General features: G+C 42.0%; 20 protein-coding genes and 1 tRNA gene. 9 read left to right on the top strand and 12 right to left on the bottom strand.

The features are described 5' to 3' along the window. Positions 1 to 74 precede the first annotated feature (74 nt). Positions 75 to 902 (top strand): N-acetylmuramoyl-L-alanine amidase, encoded by an 828-nt coding sequence (locus QE382_RS01370; protein ID WP_307184368.1) that lies wholly within the window; start codon positions 75 to 77, stop codon positions 900 to 902. A 205-nt stretch (positions 903 to 1107) separates the two neighbouring features. Here the strand turns inward: QE382_RS01370 and QE382_RS01365 are convergent, their stop codons facing one another. The 7 genes from QE382_RS01365 to QE382_RS01335 all read right to left on the bottom strand — a co-directional run bounded on the left by QE382_RS01365 (position 1108) and on the right by QE382_RS01335 (position 8997). After that, positions 1108 to 2421, bottom strand: a complete 1314-nt coding sequence (locus QE382_RS01365) for a nicotinamide mononucleotide adenylyltransferase (RefSeq protein WP_307184367.1) — start codon at positions 2419 to 2421, stop codon at positions 1108 to 1110. Between the two features lie 78 nt (positions 2422 to 2499). Next, positions 2500 to 3042, bottom strand: coding sequence for an NUDIX hydrolase (locus QE382_RS01360; protein WP_307184366.1), 543 nt, complete (start codon positions 3040 to 3042; stop codon positions 2500 to 2502). Further along, complete coding sequence (locus tag QE382_RS01355; protein WP_307184365.1) at positions 3042 to 4778, bottom strand: phospho-sugar mutase; 1737 nt, start codon at positions 4776 to 4778, stop codon at positions 3042 to 3044. The genes QE382_RS01360 and QE382_RS01355 overlap by 1 nt, the downstream gene beginning before the upstream one ends. Positions 4779 to 4810: 32 nt before the next feature. Then, positions 4811 to 5116 (bottom strand): hypothetical protein, encoded by a 306-nt coding sequence (locus QE382_RS01350; RefSeq protein WP_307184364.1) that lies wholly within the window; start codon positions 5114 to 5116, stop codon positions 4811 to 4813. A gap of 49 nt (positions 5117 to 5165) precedes the next feature. Next, entirely contained in the window at positions 5166 to 5495 is a 330-nt protein-coding gene (locus QE382_RS01345; RefSeq protein WP_307184363.1) for a hypothetical protein, read from the bottom strand. Between the two features lie 17 nt (positions 5496 to 5512). Further along, positions 5513 to 6277 (bottom strand): enoyl-CoA hydratase/isomerase family protein, encoded by a 765-nt coding sequence (locus QE382_RS01340; protein WP_307184362.1) that lies wholly within the window; start codon positions 6275 to 6277, stop codon positions 5513 to 5515. A gap of 35 nt (positions 6278 to 6312) precedes the next feature. Further along, positions 6313 to 8997: a carboxypeptidase-like regulatory domain-containing protein gene (locus QE382_RS01335; RefSeq protein WP_307184361.1), complete on the bottom strand. Its 2685-nt coding sequence runs from the start codon at positions 8995 to 8997 to the stop codon at positions 6313 to 6315. A 122-nt stretch (positions 8998 to 9119) separates the two neighbouring features. On the opposite strand from QE382_RS01335, the gene purD reads away from it, so the two are divergent. Further along, entirely contained in the window at positions 9120 to 10394 is a 1275-nt protein-coding gene (gene purD / locus QE382_RS01330) for a phosphoribosylamine--glycine ligase (RefSeq protein WP_293880109.1), read from the top strand. An 86-nt stretch (positions 10395 to 10480) separates the two neighbouring features. Beyond that, positions 10481 to 10552 (top strand) — tRNA-Glu (locus QE382_RS01325). A 109-nt stretch (positions 10553 to 10661) separates the two neighbouring features. Here the strand turns inward: QE382_RS01325 and QE382_RS01320 are convergent. Further along, positions 10662 to 11279 (bottom strand): hypothetical protein, encoded by a 618-nt coding sequence (locus QE382_RS01320; RefSeq protein ID WP_307184360.1) that lies wholly within the window; start codon positions 11277 to 11279, stop codon positions 10662 to 10664. A 316-nt stretch (positions 11280 to 11595) separates the two neighbouring features. Here QE382_RS01320 and QE382_RS01315 point away from each other — a divergent pair, with 316 nt between their 5' ends. Then, positions 11596 to 11928 carry a helix-hairpin-helix domain-containing protein gene (locus QE382_RS01315; RefSeq protein WP_307184359.1) on the top strand — a complete coding sequence of 111 codons (333 nt, stop codon included), beginning with the start codon at positions 11596 to 11598 and terminating at the stop codon, positions 11926 to 11928. A gap of 180 nt (positions 11929 to 12108) precedes the next feature. On the opposite strand, the gene QE382_RS01310 is transcribed toward QE382_RS01315, so the two are convergent. Beyond that, a complete protein-coding gene (locus tag QE382_RS01310; protein ID WP_307184358.1) occupies positions 12109 to 12390 on the bottom strand; it encodes a hypothetical protein in 282 nt (93 codons plus the stop codon). 359 nt (positions 12391 to 12749) lie between these two features. Between QE382_RS01310 and QE382_RS01305 the strand changes: the two genes are divergently transcribed. The 3 genes from QE382_RS01305 to QE382_RS01295 all read left to right on the top strand — a co-directional run bounded on the left by QE382_RS01305 (position 12750) and on the right by QE382_RS01295 (position 14850). Next, positions 12750 to 13706, top strand: a complete 957-nt coding sequence (locus QE382_RS01305; RefSeq protein WP_104384698.1) for a helix-turn-helix transcriptional regulator — start codon at positions 12750 to 12752, stop codon at positions 13704 to 13706. A gap of 191 nt (positions 13707 to 13897) precedes the next feature. Then, positions 13898 to 14368, top strand: coding sequence for a MauE/DoxX family redox-associated membrane protein (locus QE382_RS01300; RefSeq protein WP_104384697.1), 471 nt, complete (start codon positions 13898 to 13900; stop codon positions 14366 to 14368). 140 nt (positions 14369 to 14508) lie between these two features. After that, positions 14509 to 14850: a hypothetical protein gene (locus QE382_RS01295; protein ID WP_104384696.1), complete on the top strand. Its 342-nt coding sequence runs from the start codon at positions 14509 to 14511 to the stop codon at positions 14848 to 14850. Positions 14851 to 14926: 76 nt separating this feature from the next. On the opposite strand, the gene QE382_RS01290 is transcribed toward QE382_RS01295, so the two are convergent. From QE382_RS01290 to QE382_RS01280, 3 genes are read right to left on the bottom strand one after another with little or no spacing between them, the layout of a single operon-like run. Further along, positions 14927 to 16261: a RagB/SusD family nutrient uptake outer membrane protein gene (locus QE382_RS01290; protein ID WP_104384695.1), complete on the bottom strand. Its 1335-nt coding sequence runs from the start codon at positions 16259 to 16261 to the stop codon at positions 14927 to 14929. A gap of 10 nt (positions 16262 to 16271) precedes the next feature. Further along, positions 16272 to 19469, bottom strand: coding sequence for a SusC/RagA family TonB-linked outer membrane protein (locus QE382_RS01285; RefSeq protein WP_104384694.1), 3198 nt, complete (start codon positions 19467 to 19469; stop codon positions 16272 to 16274). Then, a complete protein-coding gene (locus tag QE382_RS01280; RefSeq protein ID WP_209577058.1) occupies positions 19466 to 20272 on the bottom strand; it encodes a TlpA family protein disulfide reductase in 807 nt (268 codons plus the stop codon). The genes QE382_RS01285 and QE382_RS01280 overlap by 4 nt, the downstream gene beginning before the upstream one ends. Positions 20273 to 20933: 661 nt before the next feature. Here QE382_RS01280 and QE382_RS01275 point away from each other — a divergent pair. Next, positions 20934 to 21302, top strand: a complete 369-nt coding sequence (locus QE382_RS01275) for a helix-turn-helix domain-containing protein (protein ID WP_209577060.1) — start codon at positions 20934 to 20936, stop codon at positions 21300 to 21302. A gap of 192 nt (positions 21303 to 21494) precedes the next feature. Further along, a complete protein-coding gene (locus tag QE382_RS01270; protein ID WP_307184357.1) occupies positions 21495 to 22703 on the top strand; it encodes a hypothetical protein in 1209 nt (402 codons plus the stop codon). Positions 22704 to 22852: the final 149 nt, after the last annotated feature.

Genomic DNA, 22852 nt, shown 5'->3' with positions numbered 1-22852 from the left:
CAGGCAACTGTATAAGGGGAATAAATTTGGTATTGTTGGCAAATTTGTCTTAGTTTGTGCTGAAACATTTCAATATGAACATACTAAAATTATCCATCAATTTTTGTGTCGCGACAGTCTTCTTAGCCTCTTGTGCGGGAGGGAAATACGCGAAGACTGAAAAGGTATATAAGAAGCAGGCAAAGGAGTTGTCAAAACTATACAAACAATCGCCTGTTACCGGTCAATTAGAGAAGGTGAATGTCAACGATCAACAATGGATTGCATCGATTAATTTTGGTATCCGTAAACCCAATTTTGTCGTTATTCATCATACAGCTCAGGATTCTTTAGGACAGACCGTTCGCACATTTCATTCCGCGAAAGCAGGTGTAAGCTCCCATTACGTGGTCGGTAGAGATGGAAAAATCGTGCAGATGGTCAATAATCTCTTTCGTGCGCATCATGCTGGATTAGGAAAATGGGGCAACGATACGGATCTTAATTCTTCTTCTATTGGCATCGAGCTGGACAATAATGGGACCACCGATCCTTGGACTGATGCACAGATAAATGCCTTGATGCAGTTGTTGACTTATTTAAAGACGACCTACAGAATTCCGCAGGCCAATTTTATAGGACATATGGATCTGGCTCCAACTCGGAAAAACGATCCATCGCGTTTTCCATGGAAAAAGTTGGCCGATCAAGGCTTCGGTTTTTGGTATGAAGACTATTTAGAGACGCCTCCGGCAGACTTTAATCCTAAAATGGCATTACGTATCATCGGATACGACGTAAGCAATGTCGATGCGGCAATCAAGGCGTTTAAGATTCACTACATCCAGCAGGATGTTCATACCGCGTTCATGAGTGATCAGGATCTTAAAATACTCTATTCGATCTATAAGAAATTTTTGTAGTCAGCTAATACGCTATTTTTTAATTTTTTAGACTGGATAATAGCCAACGTTATCCAACCAGCCCGGATGACGTTGATGTACTCAAGCGTTTTGCTCATCCGGGACAGCGGTAAATACGTTTACGGCCTTCATTGTAGGGCAAAAATAATATAGCCCAATTTGCGCAATTGGGCTATATTATCAATAGTTAAAAGATAGTCTGCGCTTATACGGTTTTTACAAATTTTTCGTCGTAATTTTCAATATCAATAATATAGCCATTTTTGATCAAAAATTCGAAGAGCGGTTTGGCTTCTTCGGAAACTGGCATATTATGCGTGGTAATAATCTTATTTTCTTTTTTAAGGAGGTAAGGATAGGCGTATAATTTCACATTTTTATTGAACATTCCCGAAATATAGGAGAGAAGCTCATTAGTATATAGTTCTTTATTATAATTATCGGAATTGAAAATATTCTTTAAATTGTAAACGTTTGTGGCAATACCGATGTGTTTGGGCTTAAAGTTACTGATAAACTCCGCCAAGTGATTGTTTCTTCTAAAGTTGCTTACGATAATATTGTTTCCGGTAGCACATAATTCATCCGCTCTAGAAGCAAATTCTTGCAAATCCTGATCTGTAATTTCATGTGTATCTTCCAAGACATTTCCCATGAGGACCTCAATTAATACAATAGTATCTGCGTCTGTGGCGCCCGTGTTTTTTTTGAACTGTTCAACGGCAAGATTGAAAAGATCAAAGTTTGGAAGAGATTTTTGGCGGTATTTAGTACGGAGTATAATAATGTTCTTTTTGTACAGGTAATCTTTGATTTGTACAGCTCTGCCATCAGGTTGAAAAATTGCAGCTTTGGCAAATCCTTTTGCAATCAGATATAAGTTAATGAGCCGTTGGTTGACATTTTCAAAGAGTGGCCCATTGAGTTTGACCAAGTCAATTTCTACAGACCCAACAGAAAGGTTGTCAACTAATGATTCAATCATCGTCTGCACATTCTCCGCGTAGTAATAAGCAGCAAATAGTAAATTGACACCAATGATGCCCAATACCTTTTGTTGCAATTGGTTGTCGCTGTCTAGGAGTCTAACATGGACAATGATGTCATTGGTAGGACCGCCAACTTCGTGCTGAAATCGAAGCCCTATCCAACCGTGAGGTTCATTGGTCTTCGTAAAATTGAGTGTTGTTACGGTATCTGCAAAGGCAAAGAATTTTTTGTTACAATATTTATCGCCGTGAAGTCTTTGCGTAAGAAGATTAAACTCGTGAGAGAGCATCTTTTTTACCCGCGTTCTGCTGACATATCGTCCATCGGCCTCTTCGCCATAAATTGCATCACTAAATGCCATATCGTAAGCGGACATTGTCTTAGCAATTGTGCCTGAAGCGGCGCCTGCGTTGAAAAAGTTGCGTGCGACTTCCTGTCCAGCACCGATCTCTGCGAAAGTACCATAAATCTCTGGGTTTAGATTTATTTTCAAGGCCTTTCGCTTAGTTTCAAAAATTTCTCTTGCCATGATGCAAAGGTACAAAAATCAAAAGGCTAGTGAAAATTAAAGTATGAAGGAAAAAAACAGAATAAAATTAGGCTTGTTTTATAACAAGCCTAATTTATTGAAAGCGTAGAATAAAGCACTAGCGTGTAATGCCTGACTGAATTTGTTGTTCAATAGCATTTCTTTTGCCTCTTCGAGTGGAATAAGATAGACGTCGATTTCCTCATTTTCATCCAATGCCTGTTCCTGAACTTTTTTACCTCCTGTCATTAGGTAGGTATAGGTAATATTACCACTCGTTGCGGGGTTGGCATAAAGCGTGGCGATCTCTTCCATCTTGTCAAATGCATAGCCTGTTTCTTCGAGCATCTCGCGCACAGCTGCATTCCTCGGATCTTCTTCTGGTTCTGTCGTTCCTGCGGGAATCTCCAATGAAATAATGCCGGCTCCGTGGCGGTATTGTTTAATGACCAGGAGCTCATTCTCCTCGGTAATTCCGACCATGTTTACCCAATCTGGATATTCCAGTACATAATAATGGTCGTTGATTCTTCCATCAGGGAGCTCACATGCATCTCTTCGCAACGTCGCCCAAGGTTCTTTACAGATATATTCAGAAGATAATAGCTTCCACTTTTCCATTAGTTTACGATATCTTTCATCATACGGTCGACCTTCTCTTCTAAAGCTTTTTGTACATCGGCATAGTCTGCGGTATCTTTTAAGCTTTCTTTTACAGAACAGTAGAATTTGATTTTAGGCTCAGTACCCGATGGGCGGGCCGAAATCACGTCACCGTCTACTGTGATGAACTGCAGCACATCCGATTTAGGCAACGAGATCGCAGTTTTCTCGCCGGTACGCATATCGGTGGTTTGGGACAGTTGATAATCACGGATCTCCTTGACCTGAACACCTCCGAGGCTAGTCGGTAAATTAGCGCGTAATCCCGACATCATCGCCTGAATTTCTTCGGCTCCAGCTTTTCCTTTTTTTGTCAAAGAAATTAGTTTTTCCTGGTAGCAGCCAAATTCCTTATAGATATCCATGAGTACCTCATAGACTGTTTTGCCTTTTGATTTGAAATAGGCGGTCATCTCGGCGAGAAAAGCACAGGCGTTGGGAGCATCCTTGTCGCGTACAAGATCACCGACAAGGTAACCATAGCTTTCTTCCCCGCCCGCCAGATAGTTTGCTGAATCGCCTAATTTGGTCATCAGTTCGCCAATATATTTAAAACCAGTGAGCGTTTCATAGCAGGGCACACCAAAATGTTCTGCAATGTCTGCCTCCAGGTTTGTTGTTACAATCGTTTTAACAATATATGGATTTGATCCCAGCTGCTTAAGATCACTTTTAGCGCTAAGGACGTAGTAGATCAATAAACTACCGATCTGATTACCATTGAGCAGCTGAAACTGTCCCTGGTTATTTTTTACGGCAATTCCCACACGGTCAGCATCCGGGTCTGTTGCCAATACAAGATCAGCATCAATTTCTTCCCCTTTTTTCTTCGCTAAGGCCATGGCATCTTCCTCTTCGGGGTTCGGATAAATTACCGTTGGAAAGTTGCCATCAGGAGTAGCCTGCTCAGAAACAACGGACACATTTTCAAAGCCCCAGGCTGCTAGCATTTTAGGGACTATGGTAATGCCCGTGCCGTGTATTGGAGAGAAAACAATTTTTAAGTCTTTTTGCGCTAATACAGCTTCAGGATGAATGCTTAGTTTTTTATTGGCGTCGATGTAGATCTGGTCGATTTCTTCCCCGACGGGAATGATATTTTGTGTATTTCCGTCAAATTTGATGTCATCGACTGAGCGGATTGCATTTACTTCCTCGATTACATTTTTGTCGTGCGGGGCAGTTAGCTGGCAGCCGTCATTCCAGTAGGCCTTATAACCATTGTATTCCTTTGGATTGTGCGAAGCCGTTAGCATCACACCGCTCTGACAGCCAAAATGACGGATGGCAAAGGACAACATGGGGGTTGGTCGTAAAGACGTGAAAAGATGCACTTTGATGCCGTTGGCTGCAAACACGTTGGCAACCAGCTGCCCAAAAGCCTGTGAATTATTGCGGCTATCATAAGATACCGCTACCTTGATCTCCTGGTCTGGGAACTGTTTTTTGAGGTAGTTAGACAGACCTTGGGTTGCCTTACCAATCGTATACTTATTCATCCGATTGGAGCCTACGCCCATAATGCCTCTCAAACCTCCGGTTCCAAACTCCAGATCTTTGTAAAAAGAATCGGTAAGTTCTGTCTCCTCATTACTGTCGATTAAATCCTGAACTTCTTGTCGAGTTCTTTCATCAAAACTTGGGGTTAACCAATCTTCGATTTTCTTTTGTATGTCTTTATCTAAATTTTTCATTATCGTTAAGTTTGGCTAAAATGTACAAAGTATTATGCATCGCATCCGGCATAGGCGCGGTCTATCACTGTAATAAACCATTTTTCGCCTTCTTTTGTTACATGAAAAACAAATGGTTCTTCGTGCTCATCAGAGGTCATGATGGCTCTATAACTTCTGGATTCTAAATTTCTTAGGCGCTGCATTTCAGTATTATTTATTTTGGCATCAAGAATTTCATTCATGAATTTTGCCGTTTGCGACAATTCATTCGGTCGAGTTTTTCTATCATAATAGAATCCGAGTTTTTCCCATTTCATCGTACCACAATCAAAAATAGGTAGTTTTCCTGACTTCAATGGTCCCTTGTATATTAACTTTTCATACGCGTGGTATTCCGGTACGGGTTTAGAAAAATTGAAACTGTTTTGATGTACATAAGAGTCTAGTGCGCCTGGGCGATAGATAATGTAAATCCCCAATTTGGGATGTACATACGAATTTATTGTTTTTGCTGTCTTGTTCTGAATAAGCCTTTGCAAGTTTTTCGAGCACTTCTTCCAATGTTTCTGAGTTCTGTTTCTTTACTTCTTTTTCAAGAGTATCGCGTTTTTGTATCGTATCCACAGGAACTGAATCCTGAATGATTTTTACAGCTTTATCTTCTTTTTTGTTATTTCTACAGGAGATAGTTGCTGCTGTGAAACAAATAAGAATAAAGAAAAAGACATTTCTCATGATGATTTTGTTTTAAATTACTTCTTTGAAGTCAAGTTTTCGATGATTGACTTTAAAATAGAGCGTGTTGACGGAAGCCACCACTGTTCGAGAATACGCTGGATTGTCTCTTCTCTATTCTCGCGCAATTTAAGGATTATTTCCTTTCGGAAGTTCAGTTTTGATGTCGTCCAGGTTTTTTGGTTGAACTGTGTAATCTGTTTTATTTTTTTTGTTGCTGTATTGAAGAGTATATTTGACGGAACAATATCGTCTACAAGTCCCTGATTTTTGGCTTCTACGGGAGAAAGCAGTTTGCCCTCGAGCAAATTCTGATATGCAGTTCTTTTTCCGATCCAAAAGGCATATAGCTCAAATATACTTTCGGGGACAATGAGCCCGACAGGAATTTCATTGAGACCAATTACAAAATTACCTTCGGCCATAATCCGGTAATCGCAGCAAAGAGCGAGTACGCACCCTCCAGCAGGGCTGTGGCCTGATATTGCAGCAACGAGCGGTTTTGGAAAGGCAGCTAAAAGTGATGTCGCTTCTAGGAATAAATTCCAGAACTCCCTAATTTGTTCTTCATCATATTGGAATAAAGTGATAAGATCGAGTCCTGCGCTGAAGAAGTTTTCCTTTCCAATCAATATGGTGCCATAGATAGCTTCATTTTGTTGGGATGCTTCCAATGTATTGATCAGCTCCTTCAGTAGTTGCGTGTCGATGGCGTTAGACTTTCCTCTGTCGAGGAAAATACTTAAAATATGATCGTCTATTGTGGTTTTAATATGTTGCATATTCTTGTTTTAAAGATAACGATTTGTTTGCGCTGCTATTGTGGTTTTACCTCTATCAAATATTCGAAGTGCGCAATTTTTCCATCCATGCTTATTCCTTCTACAATTATTTTATATTTCCCCGGTTCATCCGATGTGAAAAATTCAAACTGTGTTTTTCCGTCTTTGGAAGTAATCAGATTGGGTTCCCAGGCGATTGTCGTTCTTAGATCACGTCGTAGTTCATTTTTGTTTGTCACATCGTATTGAGGTTTGAAAAAAGTTCGGTTTACATGTAATCCCTTGGGTACAATTGTGACGATTCCTGTAGGGGTATAGGATGAAGAAAGCGCATCACCCGATTTGCTTGTTATCACAATCACACCATTTGCGCCATACATGCCATATATGGCCGTATTGCCGATACTACGAAGCACTTCTATACTTGCGATATCTGCCACATTAATCATATTAATTTGATCAGCTTCAATATACATGCCATCAAGGACAATTTGCATAGGGTTACCGCCATTTAATCCCATAGACCTTGTGCTATACGGAACACCATTTCGAAACATAACACCGACTAATCGTCCTGAAAGGCATTGTTCCAGTGTTGTACATGCGGAAAGATCTTCAGCGGATATGACTTGATCGGCGTTTCCCGGACCATTCAGGTTTCTGGAATTCTTGTCAGCTTTAGTTGTTCTTACCCTATTGACCTGAACCTCTTCCAATCGGATACTCTTCTGGATAATGCCTGCTGCTTCTAATTCGCCAAGAAATTGTTGACTATTTTTTAGTTGTGTAAGCAGATTGGTATTGATGTCATTAATCAACAGTGGTTGATCTTTACTTTTATTTAGTGAAGGGTTAAGCGGTTCGTCGATGATAATATCCACTCTTTTTTTCTCCTTGGGACCATCGCCTGTTACAATAAACTTGACACTATCAGCAAAGAATAGCTCGTCAAAAGCAAACCGTCCATTTCCATCGGTCAGTGTATCTAAACTTAGCAACATGTTGCTTGTGGGTATAATGGTTACTTTAGCGTTTGGTACAACAGCCTTACGCGCCGTTTTCTTGACGGTTCCCGATACCGTAAGTCCTTTTTCTGGAAGAAACGATGTGGGCGCGGTATTTTCATAGCCTTTCCAATCCAATTTGCGCCAGCCTTGGATCAACATGAGGTTGTCCAAATCGTTAATCTTGATATTTGTTAAATCCTCGAAGTAATAATTGGGGCGTTCGATAAAGCCGCGAAGATCAGCTTTCAGCAAGAGTTCAGAGACAATAGACGAATAATAGCGGTCTGTTGTAGAGTCCACCTTATTCAGGTTGACAACCGAAGCCGAGAGTGCGGCAACTTTTGATGTGTCACGATCGTCGTAGTGGACGTTGAGGTTTGCGGTTACCTTATCGCGGGTCGTGAAGCTAGATTTATTGAGAGCTATTGAAACGGGCAGTAAAGTTGATTCGGTATTGTAGTTAAATACAAGCCTTTCTGCAAGGGGCGCCATTTGCGCGCTCAAAATGGTTAGCTGTAATACACCGGACGGAAGGTTTTTCTTCGGAATATTAAATAAGACCTCTGCTGCATTTAATTTTTGTTTGGCAGCATGGAAGACAAGACCATTATATTGCGCGACTAAATAAATTTCTTCGCCATTGACTAAATCATCCGTCGTGGAAAATTGGGCAGCAATCTTATCCTTTAGTGCTGAATTTACTGTTAGCACATACCCCGAGTTTAATACAGCGGGCAAAGCAGTGCTCGTTGAAGATCCGTCTTCAAAAAATGCCGTGGCTATGTATTTTTTTCCTGTCTGCAGCAGTAGGGGGATACTTCCCATTCCCAATGAATTAGTTTCAAATTCGGCAATGGTCGTTTGGTTTTCCTCCTTTACGGTTATTTTTGCCTTTTTTCCTAAGCCTGTAGGTGTGAGAGTTTTGAAGCCTGTTTTGCATAAGATGTTATTGACGAAATCACCACTCTCGGGGAAAATCTGTAGGCTATTTTGGCTGTTTGGGTCAGGGATAATAAAACTTTTTAACACACGTCTTTTGTCTAGAGAAAGGAATTGTAATGATAGCGTTCCTCCCTTAAAGTCATCTTTCAATTCCAGTGATATGGTGCCATTTTCATTTGATTTTAATCGCCCAGATTTTTCTTTGTTATTATTTTGTTGTAGGGTATAACTAATGCTGTTGTTGATTAGGGGCGCTCCTTGGATGGTTTTGAGATTGATCTGGAAGATGTTTTCAGTTCCGTTTTTAATGAGGCTACTTTTCGTCATTACATTATCCGATCGGCCATTTGTGACAGGAATGACACGCTCATAGAAATTAGCTGTCGAGTCATTTTGCATCCATCTGGTGAATGATCTAATTCGATAGGAGCCTTCTTCCAGTGTATCCGGCAAGTTGAGGTCTCCTATGCCGAGGCCGATTGTGACCGGAATTTTGATGCTTTTAATAATTTTATTTGTGGGTGAGATCAATTCTATATTGGCTATTTTACTGATATTGCTCAAATAGTTAAAAGGAGCTGTGGTGCAGTATAATTTGAACCAGATCGTTTCGCCTGCCGAATAGTCATTTTTATCGACATGGAGATAGATTTTTTCCTTCACGTGTTGTTCGTGGTAGGTTTCTAGCTTTTGTAGCGTTTGATCGATCTGAGCCGGTGCTAATAAAGCGAATAACAGGAAATTTATTAAAAGCAGTAATTTAGGATACATATGACTAATGTTTCATGAAAATTAGAAAATATTTTTCCTTTAATCAATTTATAAATTAAATATTAGTCCCATTTAAAATCAACTGATACCTTAAATTAGCATAAAAAAAATATCTTTGTGTTATGAATATCCTAATAATCGGTTCAGGAGGTCGTGAATCGGCCTTTGCCTATAAATTGTCGAAAAGTCCACGTTTAGATCAATTGTTTATTGCTCCAGGCAATGCAGGAACGGGGGCGTATGGTCAGAATGTAAATATTAAGGTTACTGACTTTGCAGCTCTTGCTACCTTCGTTCTGGAAAATAATGTGCACATGGTGCTGGTAGGTCCGGAGGAGCCCTTGGTTAAAGGTATTCATGATTACTTCTTAAACCGGGAAGACTTAAAGCATATCCCCGTTATAGGACCGCAACAGGAGGGTGCTCAGCTGGAAGGCTCAAAAGATTTTTCAAAGCAGTTTATGGATCGCCATGGTGTACCTACAGCAGCTTCGAGGTCCTTTGATGCTACATCCTTGGACGAAGGGCTGGCGTATCTTGAAACGCAAAAATTACCTATTGTGCTGAAGGCGGATGGTTTGGCTGCAGGTAAAGGGGTACTGATTTGCGAGACCCTAGAGGATGCTCAAGCTGAGTTAAAGGCGATGATTGCAGATTCTAAATTTGGGGAAGCGAGCCGGGTTGTGGTTGTTGAAGAATTTTTAAAAGGAATTGAATTGTCAGTTTTTGTTTTGACAGATGGCAATTCGTATAAAGTGCTTCCTTCTGCAAAAGATTATAAACGTATTGGGGAAGGCGATACAGGTCTAAACACTGGAGGCATGGGGTCGATATCTCCTGTTCCTTTCGCGGATGAGACTTTTTTGAATAAAGTGGAAGAGCGCATTATCAGACCAACGGTAGAGGGACTTAAAAAGGATGGTATTCCTTATAAAGGGTTTATCTTCATTGGGCTGATGAATGTGGAGGGTGAACCTTATGTGATCGAATATAATGTTCGTATGGGGGATCCGGAAACTGAATCCGTATTGCCACGTATTGAATCGGATCTGTTGGATTTATTGGAAGGTGTTGCTCAAGGCAATTTGGATCAACGCTCTTATACCGTATCGCCTCAAACTGCAGTAACAGTGATGTTGGTTGCCGGTGGTTACCCCGGAGATTATGAATCTGGAAAAGAGATCACCAATATTGAAAATGTCAAAGAATCCATCGTATTTCAAGCAGGTACGAAGGAAGTAGAGGGCAAGATCGTCACAGCAGGCGGACGTGTCATTGCCGTGACCACATTGCAAGATACGCTGTTTGAAGCTCTTCAACAAGCTACAGCAGATGCGGGCAGGATCTATTTTGAAGGAAAATACTTCCGAAGAGATATCGGTTTCGATCTTATTTAAAAAATATTAAAATAATTTTGGAATACTGATTTTAAGGTCTATATTTGCAACTCCAAAAACAACAATGTGATTGGAGTTGCCTAAAAGGCCCGTTCGTCTAGGGGTGAGGACGCAAGATTTTCATTCTTGAAACAGGGGTTCGATTCCCCTACGGGCTACAGATCTAAAAGTCAACACATAGAAAAGCCTGCAAATGTTTAATTTGCAGGCTTTTTTGTTTTTCAGCTTTTTCTTGCAGAGTATACGGGTAGAAATAGTGGCCCTTCTCTAATCTCTTGAAAAGACCATTATTACCTTGGAACGAAAGCTATCCTTGCCGCTATAGCTGATTTCCTGCTGCAATTTTAATGAATTTTCATCGACGGATATATCCCACCAATCTATATCTTTCCTGAGCTTTGGGTAATAATCTGCGAGGGAATCGACAATTCCTGTCGCAGGGTTTCCCCATTTCTCTACCCAGGCGGATGGATTAAATGTCTTGTTTTCCTTAAGCAAGAGATGGTTTCCTGCGACCTGATAATAATATTTGCGGTAATAAATAGGTTCTCTGGTCTGGATTCTACCGTCTTTAATGCTTACATCTGCGCCCGGAGGATTCCATTCTCCGCCATCGCTGGCACTACTTGAACCGATAAAATACGGTACCGTTAACCGTAGTGAAGCACTGTCAGGTCCATCAAAACTCAGATATTGGTACGGGAGGTTGTCTGTCTGAACATTACTGTTTCCATTTTTATCACCCGTGGAAAGGGTAGTTTCATAACTTTTTAAGTTCCATTTTCCTTTCAGGAGGTCAGTCATATCCTTACCAGAATTTTCTTTTTTGCAGGAAACAAACAATAGGGGAAAAATGAATAAAAGGATCAATCGGTTTCTCTTCATGGCCTAATTAAGGATTGAATGGCTAAAATAAATAATTTAAACCGGAGTTCACAATCTATGAGGGTTTAAGTACCGGACTGCGATAGCGAAGATGCAGAACCTTATTAATGAGACTCTTTTTGTCGGTAAAATTGCGAAGTGCTTGCCTTAAAAATTTAAGTAATCGGGCATATTGTATCATTGGTTATGGTCAAATGGGAGTTGGTCGAATAAATTTGGAATTATTATTCAAGTTTACCTAATTTAAATGTTGATCTTGGACAGGATAACGGTCGGAACAGATAGCCATTAATACATAACCAAATCGTCTGAAAACATGAAAGAACACGAAATTGATATCTATCTGGATGGTGTGAAAACGAGGCTCGATCTTCGAAAGATGGATTATATTTCGCTTCGAAATCTTTCCATGAAACTGCGGCGGATTCTGGGTGACAATGAATATATCCATGAGGTGATCCTTGAAAGCGACCTTTACTATTTTCGGCAGGAGATCAGTGCAAAGACTGTGGGTGCTCTCCAGAAGCATGGGATAATGACCGTTGCTGAACTGATGGCCTGTTCGTATGAGAAGCTCGCAGCAATAGATGGACTGGGAAACAAATCCCTTTCCGAAATTGTATACTTCATCAAGCAGCTGGGGAAATAGGAAGCTTTTAATTCCGGGTTTTGAAAACTTCCTTGAAATGCGTAATTTGATATTTTTTTTCAAACAATCCCCATAAACTAATCCTTAAGCGGCTGTCCCAAAAGGATGGCCGTTTTACGATGCATCCTCCACAGTGGCCGTTTCAATCGTGATTAAGGGTCATGGTATGGGGCAAAGCTTTTATAAATCTAAATTTTCTTCCCATTTATCCCTTCTCCATTTTTTCTCGGTATAGGAGTTAAAATTTGATTTTTTCCATTTGGTCAGGTGGTACCCGCGGCAACATGTGCAGTAATATGCCCGCCGCTGTACGGGCTGTCCCTGCCGATGCTTGATGCGGCGGCCTGTTTCGTCCCTTTTGAAAAAGTAGTTCCACTTAATGTCGAGCATAACGAGGCGGGCCTCTATCCATGAAGCAAATATCACCTTTCCTGTTTCCCTGCATTTTTTATTGGTCGCCATAGAAACAAGTTTTGTTTTTCTGTATTCCCTTCGGTTGTAAATAGGTCCTTTGAGGCAATATCCTTCGAAAATATTTTCTGCCTGTCAGCATGTTCAGGTCACTCCCTATTTCGATCATAGGTATTAACAGCTTCCTAAATCTAACCAATTTGCTGCTGAAGACGAAGCGGACAGTTGTCAGGTCAGGAGAAAGGCTGTGCGAAAAAGGCAGATATCGAGGAAATCGTGCAACTTATAGTGGTGAAATGTCTGTTTATCGAAAAAATTTGCAAATGTGAAATGTAACACCCTACATTTAATGTATTTCGTACCCCTAAAGTAGTCCAAGTAGAACAGTATACAATTATTTTTTTGCGTTTATGACGGATCATTTTAATATTATTTTTCCCACTGAGCCCCTTTCCGTACTTGATTTAGGTAGCTGTCCTGCTGACTGGACGGAAAATGCTTTGAAGTCAGCAACTTCGTCCTTAAGGTATTTTTTTCCGAAAGCAGAAGTCCTCCGTGAGAAGCTACTCCTAAAAAAATACCATATTGAGCTTTTACAGATCCGTACAGAAGAACCTTTCAGACTTCGATTTCAGTTGGACCGTGACAGGCTGTTCCTTTTATTTACGATGCAGGGAGATCTCAGGTTTTCAACAGAAGATGGTACAGAAGTTACCACGGCAAACGAAAACAGTTTTTATCCCTCACATAGTAGGGCCGGAGTCTACCGAGGAGAAATTGTAGAAGAGTCTGTAGTAAAGGCTCTCATTATTTCATTTGATCCGAAATGGACAGAAAGTATTGTCCGGCCCTATAGGGTCCTATGGGAGGCGTTAAGTGAAATAGCGCTTTCCGATAGACAGTTCAGCATCCTTCCGCGCCTTAGGATTGATCATGTGCTGGGAGAAGAACTTGACGAGATACTGGACTTCAATGATGCCAATATCGGGATCGTCAAGCTCAAAATGCGCAAGAAGATTGCTATGGTCTTGAAGTCTTACCACGAAATGCTGGTCAGCTCGGGACTGGACAGGATCTATCTGGCAGGATTATATATAATGAAAAATTTTACAGATCCAGAAATTGATATCCAGTCGCTGCTACAGGATCTACCGATGAGCGATAAAACTTTTCGCAGAAAGTTCAGGGTCATATTTGGAACTACGCCCTATGACTATTGTGTAAGGCTAAGAATGGAGAGGGCCCGAAAATTCATCGATGAACAGGGACTGACCCAAAAAGAAGTATTTTCCCTGGTTGGCTACACGGATCTTGGTAGCTTTTCACGTATCTATCGTAGCTACTACCGAAATGGAGGAAAGAAATAACCTCATGTAGATCTTTTCTATTGTATCTCTTTTGTTACCCAGAAAGGGAATAAACGGACATTTTTGATCAAAAGTCTCCAAAAATTGTCCGTTTTTTCCTTTTTCAGGCTATACCCAAACCTGAACTTTGTATTAAAGGTTTTGTAACCGGCTATCCCTGAATAGGGAACAGCGATATAAACAATAAGGAAATGAGAACAAAAAAGAAAATAGAGACTATCGCGCAATACGGCTTTTTACTGCTCTGGGGAGTTACAGCTGCTGTCAAGCTCAGTAGCTGGGATACGACCAAAAGTGAAATGGCATTGCAGTCATTTCCCTACTGGATGGAGCAACTGCTTCTTTGGGGACTCCCGGCCTTGTATATAGGCCTGACCTTAATATTGCTATATAGACCTACAACGAAACTGGGCCTGAGGCTGTCTACGGTCGTGATTGTTATTTTTACTATCTATCTTTTGGTTGGAGTTTCGGGGGTACTCGGTTATACGCCCTGCGCCTGCGCTGGGATATGGCCGACAAACAACCACTGGCTGCATATTGCACTGAACAGCATATTTATTACCATAGGTATCATATATTGGGTGTCGGCCCACAAAAGCCATACGGAAAAAGACGTCGTTTCCGATCTCGGCAGGAAGGAGGATACCATCTTATCATAACTCAGCCGATAAGGCAGGTTGAAGGTCTGCCCTGCCAAGATCAAGGAATATCCCCAGGCCAAGACCTCGGATGGTATATGGGGCAGGCCATGCAATGGGCCTGATGAAATCAGCGCATGCTAACCATTAAATTTTTTGTTATGAAATCATTATTTAAAAATTTGAACTTTGGCGCATTAGTGGTACTTCTATCAGTTGTGGCCCTGACAGTTTCCTGGAAAAACCATGAAAGCAAGCGATTGACTTTCCAATGGTTTGAGGTTTCCGATAATGGATCAGGCAATACCAACAAGGTTATTGACGGTCCTTATCCCGGAGGAACACCCGGAACTGAATGTCAGGAGCCTGAAGGTAACATGTGTGCCGTTCCTATCGACAGACAATCCTATACCGGCCCGATCAATACGTTGGCCCATGCTTACCAGCTACAGACAGAAGGTAAGATCCTTGTAGGTGAACCTGTTTATAGAGAAGAGGAATAAGCAAATTAACATATTTTTTCACAGGGCCCGATCCTTTAGATGGCGGATATAGCTATCCGCCATCTATCATTTCTGATCAATAGTTTTTCTCACTGTCCGGCCATTGCCAAACCCATCGGGCATCATCAGGGAGCAGTGAATACGTTTTTCCGCCTGCCTGACGTGTCAGGGTGATCCCATCGTCACCTGTTAAGTTCTGTTTCCTGATGTCCGACCATCTGGTTCCCCGCATATAAAGTTCTTTTATCCGTTCGTCATCGATGCGCTCCCGAAGGGAATTTTCATCTGAGGCGATTGAGCCAAAATCGCCGTTCCTATACCGATGGGACAGTAGAAACTCCAGGTCATCTTTTGCTTTTTCGGGCAGGCCTTTTTTGAGATAGGCCTCAGCACGGATCAGGACAACTTCATCCAGGGCCAGTCCGTTAAAGAAGATGCTTCCCGCATAGGAACCATAAAACCGTCGCCCATTCTTAAAAAATAGGGCTTTTCTCAGATCATTTTGTTCATAGGACCTCAGGATATCTTCACTGACGATCCCCTTGCTCATAATGGGAGCTCCGAAGGACTGGCAATAGAAAAGGATCTCGCTGTTTTTCATTCCTTTTTTCATGGCGTCAAAAGGATATGAAGGGGATCCGCTGATCTTGTTATAGTCAAGCAGGTCTTTCTTTACCGAAAGGATCTTTTCACTATATTCAAGGGCCTGATCCCAACGGTCCATTTCCCTGAAAATTCTGGCCAGCAGTGCGTACGATGAAAGTCTCGACGGTCTATAATTATTAGCTGCTGTTTCCGGTAGCAGGCTGGCTGCTTCCAGCAGATCCGATATTACTTTATCGTACATATCTTCAAGGTTGCCGTATTGCGGACTGACCGCTACATCATAATCCAGACGTAATGGAATGGCCCTGTCCAGCTTTGCTGTTGCAGGGACATACGGTCTGCAGAATGCCTGCGCCAGTTGATAATAGGCAAAGGCACGATGAAATAGCGCCTGTCCCTGAATATTTTTCCAGCTCTCAAGGTTTTGGGCATCAGGTTTTAGTTTCTTTATGTCCAGTGCGAGATTGGCATACATAATCACCTGATAAGCATTGTTCCAGTCTGCAACCTGTTTTCCTTCATAGACATCATCGGCCCAGATGTATCCGTTTTTATAATAAAAATAGGATATTGGGCTCAGCGTTTCCCATGCGTCGTCGGGATAAATATATTCATCAGACCCGATGGACACCAGACGGAATGCTGCCTGTTTGTTCATCACGGTACTGTTGTCCAATATCGCCTGATAATCGTTTATGTTGCTTGGTATAACCTGATTGGTCTCCCTTTTCTCATTCAGAAAATCCTTTCCACAGCCGGCAAAAAAAAGAAAGCAGCAGGGGAATATAAAAAGTATCTGTTTCATAATGTATTTATTAAAAGTCCAATTGCATTCCCAATGTGATTGTTTTTGGCGCTACATATTCCGCTCCGGAATAATCGGGATCAACACTGCGGTCACCGGACTGCCATAAAACACCGAGGTTACGTGCCATTGCATAGAAGCGCATATTATTGAATTTAAGCTTTTTTGCCACCGAAATCGGCAGGTCATAAAATAACCGGATATCCTGAAGACGGATCTGGTCTCCCCTTTTGATCAATATGGCAGAATTGCTATATATGATATTCGAATAGGGAATGGTTTTGCCGATCTCCTGAGTGGCAGGAACATCGGTACTGTTTTCGTCTCCGGGTTTCTGCCACCGCTTAAAATAATCCATATTATAGTCAAGCGTATACTCGCCCCCGGAATTCATTGAATTTGCACGAAAGGAATGGCCTGTTTTCCAGCTCAATGTAAATTCCAGGCCAACCCCGTTATAGTTAAGGGCATTTCGGAGCGTTCCATAGAATGGGGGCACACTTAGGCCCGCTGCTGTTAGGTCATTAAAAGCCAGCCCCGAATAAAATTTGGTATAGTCCCTGCTTTCCCTGCCATCAACATATACAATGGGCAGACCGTCCGTATTGCCCAGTCCATACCATGGAAGAGTGAACATGGCGTCCCTGCTCATGCCGGCTACGGGAACCTTTCCGTCCAGGTAATCGGAAATCACCACATTATTGTTCTGCGCATATCTGGTGACACGGTTCCTGACAAGATTCAGCAGAAGTGCAGAGGTCCATTTTAGCCTGCCATCCGTATTTATGGAATTTAGCTGCAGTTCATACCCGTTTGTAACCAGATCCGCATAATTTATAAGCCTGGAATTATTGGCGCTCCCACCTTCAATAATACCAGTGTTGGGGGGGAGTATATCTTCGCCGATCAGGTCGGAAGCGTTCTTTCTGAAATATTCGGCAGTACCGGACAGCCTATTTCCAAATGAACGAAAATCAATGCCCATATTGAATGTATTGACTCTTTCCCACCGGAGCGACGGGTTCCCGACAGATAATATCTGAGCATTGTCCACCCCCGTTGTCAGGTCGGCCCCCATGTGCCTGACCGTTGGATATACGCTCACGGATTTATTGACATTTCCGGCACTGCCATAGGTTGCCCGTATCCGGAGATATTCCAGATTTCTTACCGCAAACCAGTTTTCCTGCGAAATGTCCCAGCTCGTACCAAGGGAATACAGCGGTGTTCCTTTCTGATTTGTCTTTACACCAAAAAGATTGGAGCCATCCCATCGCAGCGAGGCTGAAAGGATATACCGTTTTTTAAAGGTATATCCCACATTCCCGAAATAGGAAAGATAACGGTCCACAAAAATTCTGTTTGTATAATCGGGAGACGATATATAGCCGTAGCTGTCAGGACGCAGGTTGTAGCCCTGCGAATAGTCCAGATTTGTCAGGCCCATTGCTATATCGGGATTGTAGCCATAAAGTGTTGAGCCCGGTGTAATGGTCCGCCTGAATTCCCGTATCTCGCCGCCGATCAGCCCGGAGACCTGATGGTCTTTCCCATAACTGCCGTTATAGTTCAGCTGTCCCCTTGCCGAATGGCTCAGAAGCGATTCAGGGGATTCATTTATGAATATCCCACCATAGGGTATGATTTTTTTTCCGTCATCCTGCGTGAAACGATTGACCATATCCCGCACAAAATAACTGTCCCTGTCGTATAACACACTGCGAAAAGAACTTCCTTTTGTGTACTGATAAGTAATGTCCAGATGGAAATCTTGAAGAAAATCATACCGGAGGCCGGCATTTAACCGCAGTTCCTCACTTTTTCTACGTTTATCTATCAGGTCACGCTCCCGTAAAGGATTGTACTCCCAGTCCAGCAGTCCATCAGCTTTGGCCCGATCAATATAGCTCTGGCGATATTCCTTTATCAGGGTCAGGCGATTCCCGTTTTCGTCCATCAATCTTGTATAAGGAGACAGGCCTACGCTTGTTACGTGTCCTTTTAGGTCGTTCAGGGTGATCCCGTTTTCTTTTCCATGCTGCTGACTATACCACACCGAACTCATCACCTCGAGGTTCCTCAATGGCCTGAACGTGTTCTGTGTACTAAAGCTGACACGGTTCCCTGTATTTCCGATTACTTCGCCCCTATTTTTGTCATAGCCTCCCGATAGGAAATAAGTATAATTTTCTCCCCCTCCGCGGGCATTCAGCGCATATTGCTGGACGACTGATGGCTGGTACAAGTACCGCATGGCCTCTTTTCTGACTTCCGTTTTCTTGAGCATATTCTCCTGGCCGAGAAACTCCTCTTCCGTCATGGAACCATTGTCCCGGGCGATCAGCATTTCCACGTACCTGGGGAATGGTACCTGATTATCAGTATCAATATAGAATCCGCCATGAAGGTATTTTTCCTTTTCTATCTGCATTACGGTTTCACTCGGCAGCCGGTTTCGGCTGTACATCAGGTCGGGTTTCCGGCCGATGGACAGATTGCTGTTAACGGAAAGTACTCCCTTCTGATTATACCGCCCTTTTTTTGTTGTAATCACGATCACTCCATTGCCGGCACGTGCTCCCCAGATAGAAGCGGATGCTCCATCTTTTAGAACTGTAATATTATCTATGTCATTCGGATTGATGGATGTGATATCGCCATCGTATGGGAAATTATCCACGATGATCAGTGGACTGGCATCCGATTGGATCGTTGCGAGGCCCCGAACACGGATATCCGAAGGTTTTGTTCCGTTCGGTGTGACAAACTGAACCCCTGAGGCAACACCGTCGAGCCTTTCAAGTATGTTCGCTCCCACAGAGCGGTTTAAAAGCTCATTGTTTATGGTAGTAAATGATCCGGTAGCTCTTTCTTTGGGGATCTGGTAAAACCCTGTGTTTACGACCTGTACTTCACTTATTGCCTGCGTTGCATGGACCAATCGGATTTGCAGATTCCGGCCTGCCGAATTTACCGCGACTTTCTGTTCAATGTATCCAACAAAGCGGACGGATAATGTATCGGGAAAGGATACTTTGCCGAAAGAAAAATGGCCATTTTCATCAGACAGCATCGTTTGCCTAGCCTCTTTGAGGGCCACAGTCGCTCCAGATAGCGGAATATTATTTTCTCCGATGATCTTTCCGGCTATCTGCGCTTTTCCTTCCAGAAAAGAGATTAAAAAAAAGAAGAGTATTATTTTTTTCATAGCTCCTCCTTTCCCTTCTTTAGTTTGCGGTCTCCATTTTCCGAGAATGAGGGTGGTAGACCGAGCAATAGGTTATTGATAATTTTTTCGCTGTCAGCCCTGGCATCAGAAAGGCCAATGAATTTGCCTTTGTTGATCCAAGCTGACGGACCGGTAACTGGCGTTCCGCAGAAATAGTAATTCAGTAAATATACCTCCGGTCCGATCAGCTGCGGCATATTCCAGCCCATTTTATGGATCATCAGTTCGGCTTTGTAATCCCAATCGAGCATCAGCCCGACCACCTGGACCTCCCCTTTATATTTTGGCTGTAGTTCTTTCCACTTATTCATGGATTTCAGGCAGGGAGAACACCATTTCGCCCAGAAATCGAGCACGAGGATCTTATCTGCCGCAAGTTCCCGCAGGGTTATACTATCTCTTCCCCGGATGTCACCAACAATCCTGACCGGCAGATCCCATATTTCGTCGGGGACATTTTTACCGACCTTTAAAGGTCTTATTCTATCTATTTTTGCGCGATACTGAAATACCGGATACTTCTCCAGATCGGCATTTGGATAGTACATTAACTGTTCCCGTGAATTTTCCTTTTTGTCGATTATATCGACGAAAAAAGGAATGTTCTCCCGTGTTATTTTCTTAGCGGATTGCCCGGCATCAGCCCGTGTTTCCACGGACTGTGCGGAACATAAACTAAACATAGAAACGAAAACCGCCGTTAACGTCTTTAACAGGTTGTTTTCCCTATAAAGACGTGTTTTTATAATATCTTTTATTAGTAATAGTATGAGTGTGAACATAATCTGGTCTGTTTATGATCGAAATTACCGATACCGAAAGGACGTATTTATCCCATTACGCTATTTGCGTTTATTTTTCGATAGAAAATTGGTTTGTTTTTGGCTTATAATTATAAAATAACCATCCCTTAGCCCTTGGAAAATTTATGATGGACTCGACCGGAACAGAAGGGACGGTATATAGGTATCCGTAGGGTTATTCTGGTGGACAGGCTAAATTTTGAAGTAATTGTTTCTTTAATGCTATCATAACTTCTTGTTTTATAAGTTATGAGCGAGGAGGCTAAAAAATAATTAAGCGACATGGGCCTCTGCTCGCTCCCTCCCCAGGCAGGTTCGGAAAAGCGAGTGAGCACACCATGCCGCTCAATCATGCAAATTTATGATAAAATTTAACATGCACGACATGGGGCTTCACTTGCCTTGATTAGCTTCCTATTTTGCCTGGGGAGGACTAACCAATACTTTAATAAAGCCAGAACGATAGCTAATGTATTGGGTTCAAATCTTGTTCAAATGTGATCCACTAGTAAAGCACTATCAAATTCCTATTCAAATATAAGAATAATATTTAAATAAGTAAAATAAAAACATCCGAAAGTAAATTTATTAGATTCTTTCAGGTGTCAATTAAGATTTTTAGTAAACTAATATTTGTCTTATGAAGATTAACATTGGACAGATAATAAAAAAAGTTGCGACTGAACAGGGAATCAGTCAGAAACAATTAGGTGATAAAATTAACAAAACTAAGCAAGGAGTGGCAAGTATATATAGACGTTCCACAATTGATATAGAACTCCTTAAGGAAATAGCTTTGGTATTAAATCATGATTTTCTATCGTATTATTACCAAGATGCTCCTTTTAAAGTTTTTAAAGAGTTGGAAGTCAGTAATTGGGAACAAAAAGTAGATGACCTCAATGAACAGATAAATCTGAAGGATATCTTATTAGGCAAAAACGAAGAAATTCTTCTCTTGCAGCGGAAATATATAGCTGAGCTGGAACAAAAGCTAGGCAAAAAGTAATATAGACTTTTTATAATAACTAGGAGTCTAGGCATAATTGACATTAACGATATAGAATCCATCAGGATTAGCTCATTTCAACTTCTAAATGTTGGAAATTGACCTGATTTTTATTAACTTAAGGAATATTTAAATCCTCTTTTTATTAGGAAGGGATCTCATATTTCGAGAATTTAAGTTAAATGGAGGGGTATGACTAAATCGAGCCATCGAAAAATCAGTTACGGCCAGAAGGAACAGGCCCGCCGTCGGGTATTTTACCACAGGTTACGCATTATCTGTGAAAAAATGGTTGGCAAGGGATATTTTGAGCTTCTTCCTGAAAGTAGCCTCCGACTATTATACCTATATAGATATCCCGAGATCAAGGTGATCCTGCGTGGTAATCGTGTCATGAATGAAGAGGAGCTCAAAAATTATAAGCAAACTTTGGCCGAACTGCTCAGCAGTCAATATATCGAAACCCTGCTGGGAGAAAAGATCTCTTATGCACGCTTTTTGACTGATGCGCTTGTCCTGCTTCATTATATACAGTACAGAGTGGGCACGAGGATCAAAGGGTTTTCCAAGTTACGGGAGGTGTTCGCGCCTTATTTTACCACGACAGAGTGGTTTGGTCAGCAGCGCACGAATATTATACAGATCATGAGTATCAATGATCTACAGCTCTATGATTTTTACAGGGGTACAGTACGGTTCAGTTTTGACCGGATGGCGATAGAACAATTTGGTGGGACCAATGAAATCTATATTCACCGGCTGGTCCATAGCACGACTTTACAGAACATAGACGGAAAGAAAAGGATAATAGTCCGTATGGGGGTTCCCTCTCCGGTCAAAATAGATGAATTTGACTGGATTTCTATCAAACCGAGCCAGTTGGGACTGACCAATGTTGATGAAGATATACCGCTTCCAATCTATGCCCAGCAGCATGCACTCGACCGCTTTGAAGAGCGTGCGGTGTTTTGGAGAGGATACGTGCAGGCCTATATTGGATATATAATACGGGAAGGAAGTGCCCGTACCATTGTTAAAAAGGATTATTTGCTGCTGGAATGTTATCTCGCTACCCACAAGGTGGGTTACTTTGTCATATCGCTCCAACGGGACAAGTGGCTGATCCGGACTTTCCTGTTCCTGACCAACTCAGGAACACCAGAGGGCAATAAACTTGAAGAGATGACCAACCTGAAATTGCTCGACAGGAAGCACCTGATGATAGACTGCATGGACGCTTTTTTGCTTTACGATATTGCAGGAGATAAAGGGCTACGCAAACTCTTTAACAAAGCTGGATGTGGATCCTTGATGAAATATGCTGATCAGATCAATAAACATGGAAAGGAGAGCCTCAAAAGTCCTGATTTTATATACCGTTATATGGCTATGCTGAAATAAAGAAAATACCAGAGTTTTTCTTCTTAACGGTACTTTGATTTGAACATACGATCCTATTGCCAGCGCTTAGGCCACCAAAAGGCAAGATGGTACAATTGGGTCAAGGGCGCTAGCAGGGGCAGTGTGCTTGAGCGTTCACTAAACCCTTG

Source organism: Sphingobacterium zeae, from assembly GCF_030818895.1.
GTDB lineage: Bacteria > Bacteroidota > Bacteroidia > Sphingobacteriales > Sphingobacteriaceae > Sphingobacterium > Sphingobacterium zeae.
Note: the sequence above shows the minus strand (reverse complement) of the source record. Positions and strands in the feature narration are given on the sequence as shown.

Coding starts and splice junctions, on each gene's coding strand:
- QE382_RS01370 (WP_307184368.1), top strand. CDS start 75: ATGAACATACTAAAATTATCCATCAATTTTTGTGTCGCGACAGTCTTC.
- QE382_RS01365 (WP_307184367.1), bottom strand. CDS start 2,421: ATGGCAAGAGAAATTTTTGAAACTAAGCGAAAGGCCTTGAAAATAAAT.
- QE382_RS01360 (WP_307184366.1), bottom strand. CDS start 3,042: ATGGAAAAGTGGAAGCTATTATCTTCTGAATATATCTGTAAAGAACCT.
- QE382_RS01355 (WP_307184365.1), bottom strand. CDS start 4,778: ATGAAAAATTTAGATAAAGACATACAAAAGAAAATCGAAGATTGGTTA.
- QE382_RS01345 (WP_307184363.1), bottom strand. CDS start 5,495: ATGAGAAATGTCTTTTTCTTTATTCTTATTTGTTTCACAGCAGCAACT.
- QE382_RS01340 (WP_307184362.1), bottom strand. CDS start 6,277: ATGCAACATATTAAAACCACAATAGACGATCATATTTTAAGTATTTTC.
- QE382_RS01335 (WP_307184361.1), bottom strand. CDS start 8,997: ATGTATCCTAAATTACTGCTTTTAATAAATTTCCTGTTATTCGCTTTA.
- purD (WP_293880109.1), top strand. CDS start 9,120: ATGAATATCCTAATAATCGGTTCAGGAGGTCGTGAATCGGCCTTTGCC.
- QE382_RS01320 (WP_307184360.1), bottom strand. CDS start 11,279: ATGAAGAGAAACCGATTGATCCTTTTATTCATTTTTCCCCTATTGTTT.
- QE382_RS01315 (WP_307184359.1), top strand. CDS start 11,596: ATGAAAGAACACGAAATTGATATCTATCTGGATGGTGTGAAAACGAGG.
- QE382_RS01310 (WP_307184358.1), bottom strand. CDS start 12,390: ATGGCGACCAATAAAAAATGCAGGGAAACAGGAAAGGTGATATTTGCT.
- QE382_RS01305 (WP_104384698.1), top strand. CDS start 12,750: ATGACGGATCATTTTAATATTATTTTTCCCACTGAGCCCCTTTCCGTA.
- QE382_RS01300 (WP_104384697.1), top strand. CDS start 13,898: ATGAGAACAAAAAAGAAAATAGAGACTATCGCGCAATACGGCTTTTTA.
- QE382_RS01295 (WP_104384696.1), top strand. CDS start 14,509: ATGAAATCATTATTTAAAAATTTGAACTTTGGCGCATTAGTGGTACTT.
- QE382_RS01290 (WP_104384695.1), bottom strand. CDS start 16,261: ATGAAACAGATACTTTTTATATTCCCCTGCTGCTTTCTTTTTTTTGCC.
- QE382_RS01285 (WP_104384694.1), bottom strand. CDS start 19,469: ATGAAAAAAATAATACTCTTCTTTTTTTTAATCTCTTTTCTGGAAGGA.
- QE382_RS01280 (WP_209577058.1), bottom strand. CDS start 20,272: ATGTTCACACTCATACTATTACTAATAAAAGATATTATAAAAACACGT.
- QE382_RS01275 (WP_209577060.1), top strand. CDS start 20,934: ATGAAGATTAACATTGGACAGATAATAAAAAAAGTTGCGACTGAACAG.
- QE382_RS01270 (WP_307184357.1), top strand. CDS start 21,495: ATGACTAAATCGAGCCATCGAAAAATCAGTTACGGCCAGAAGGAACAG.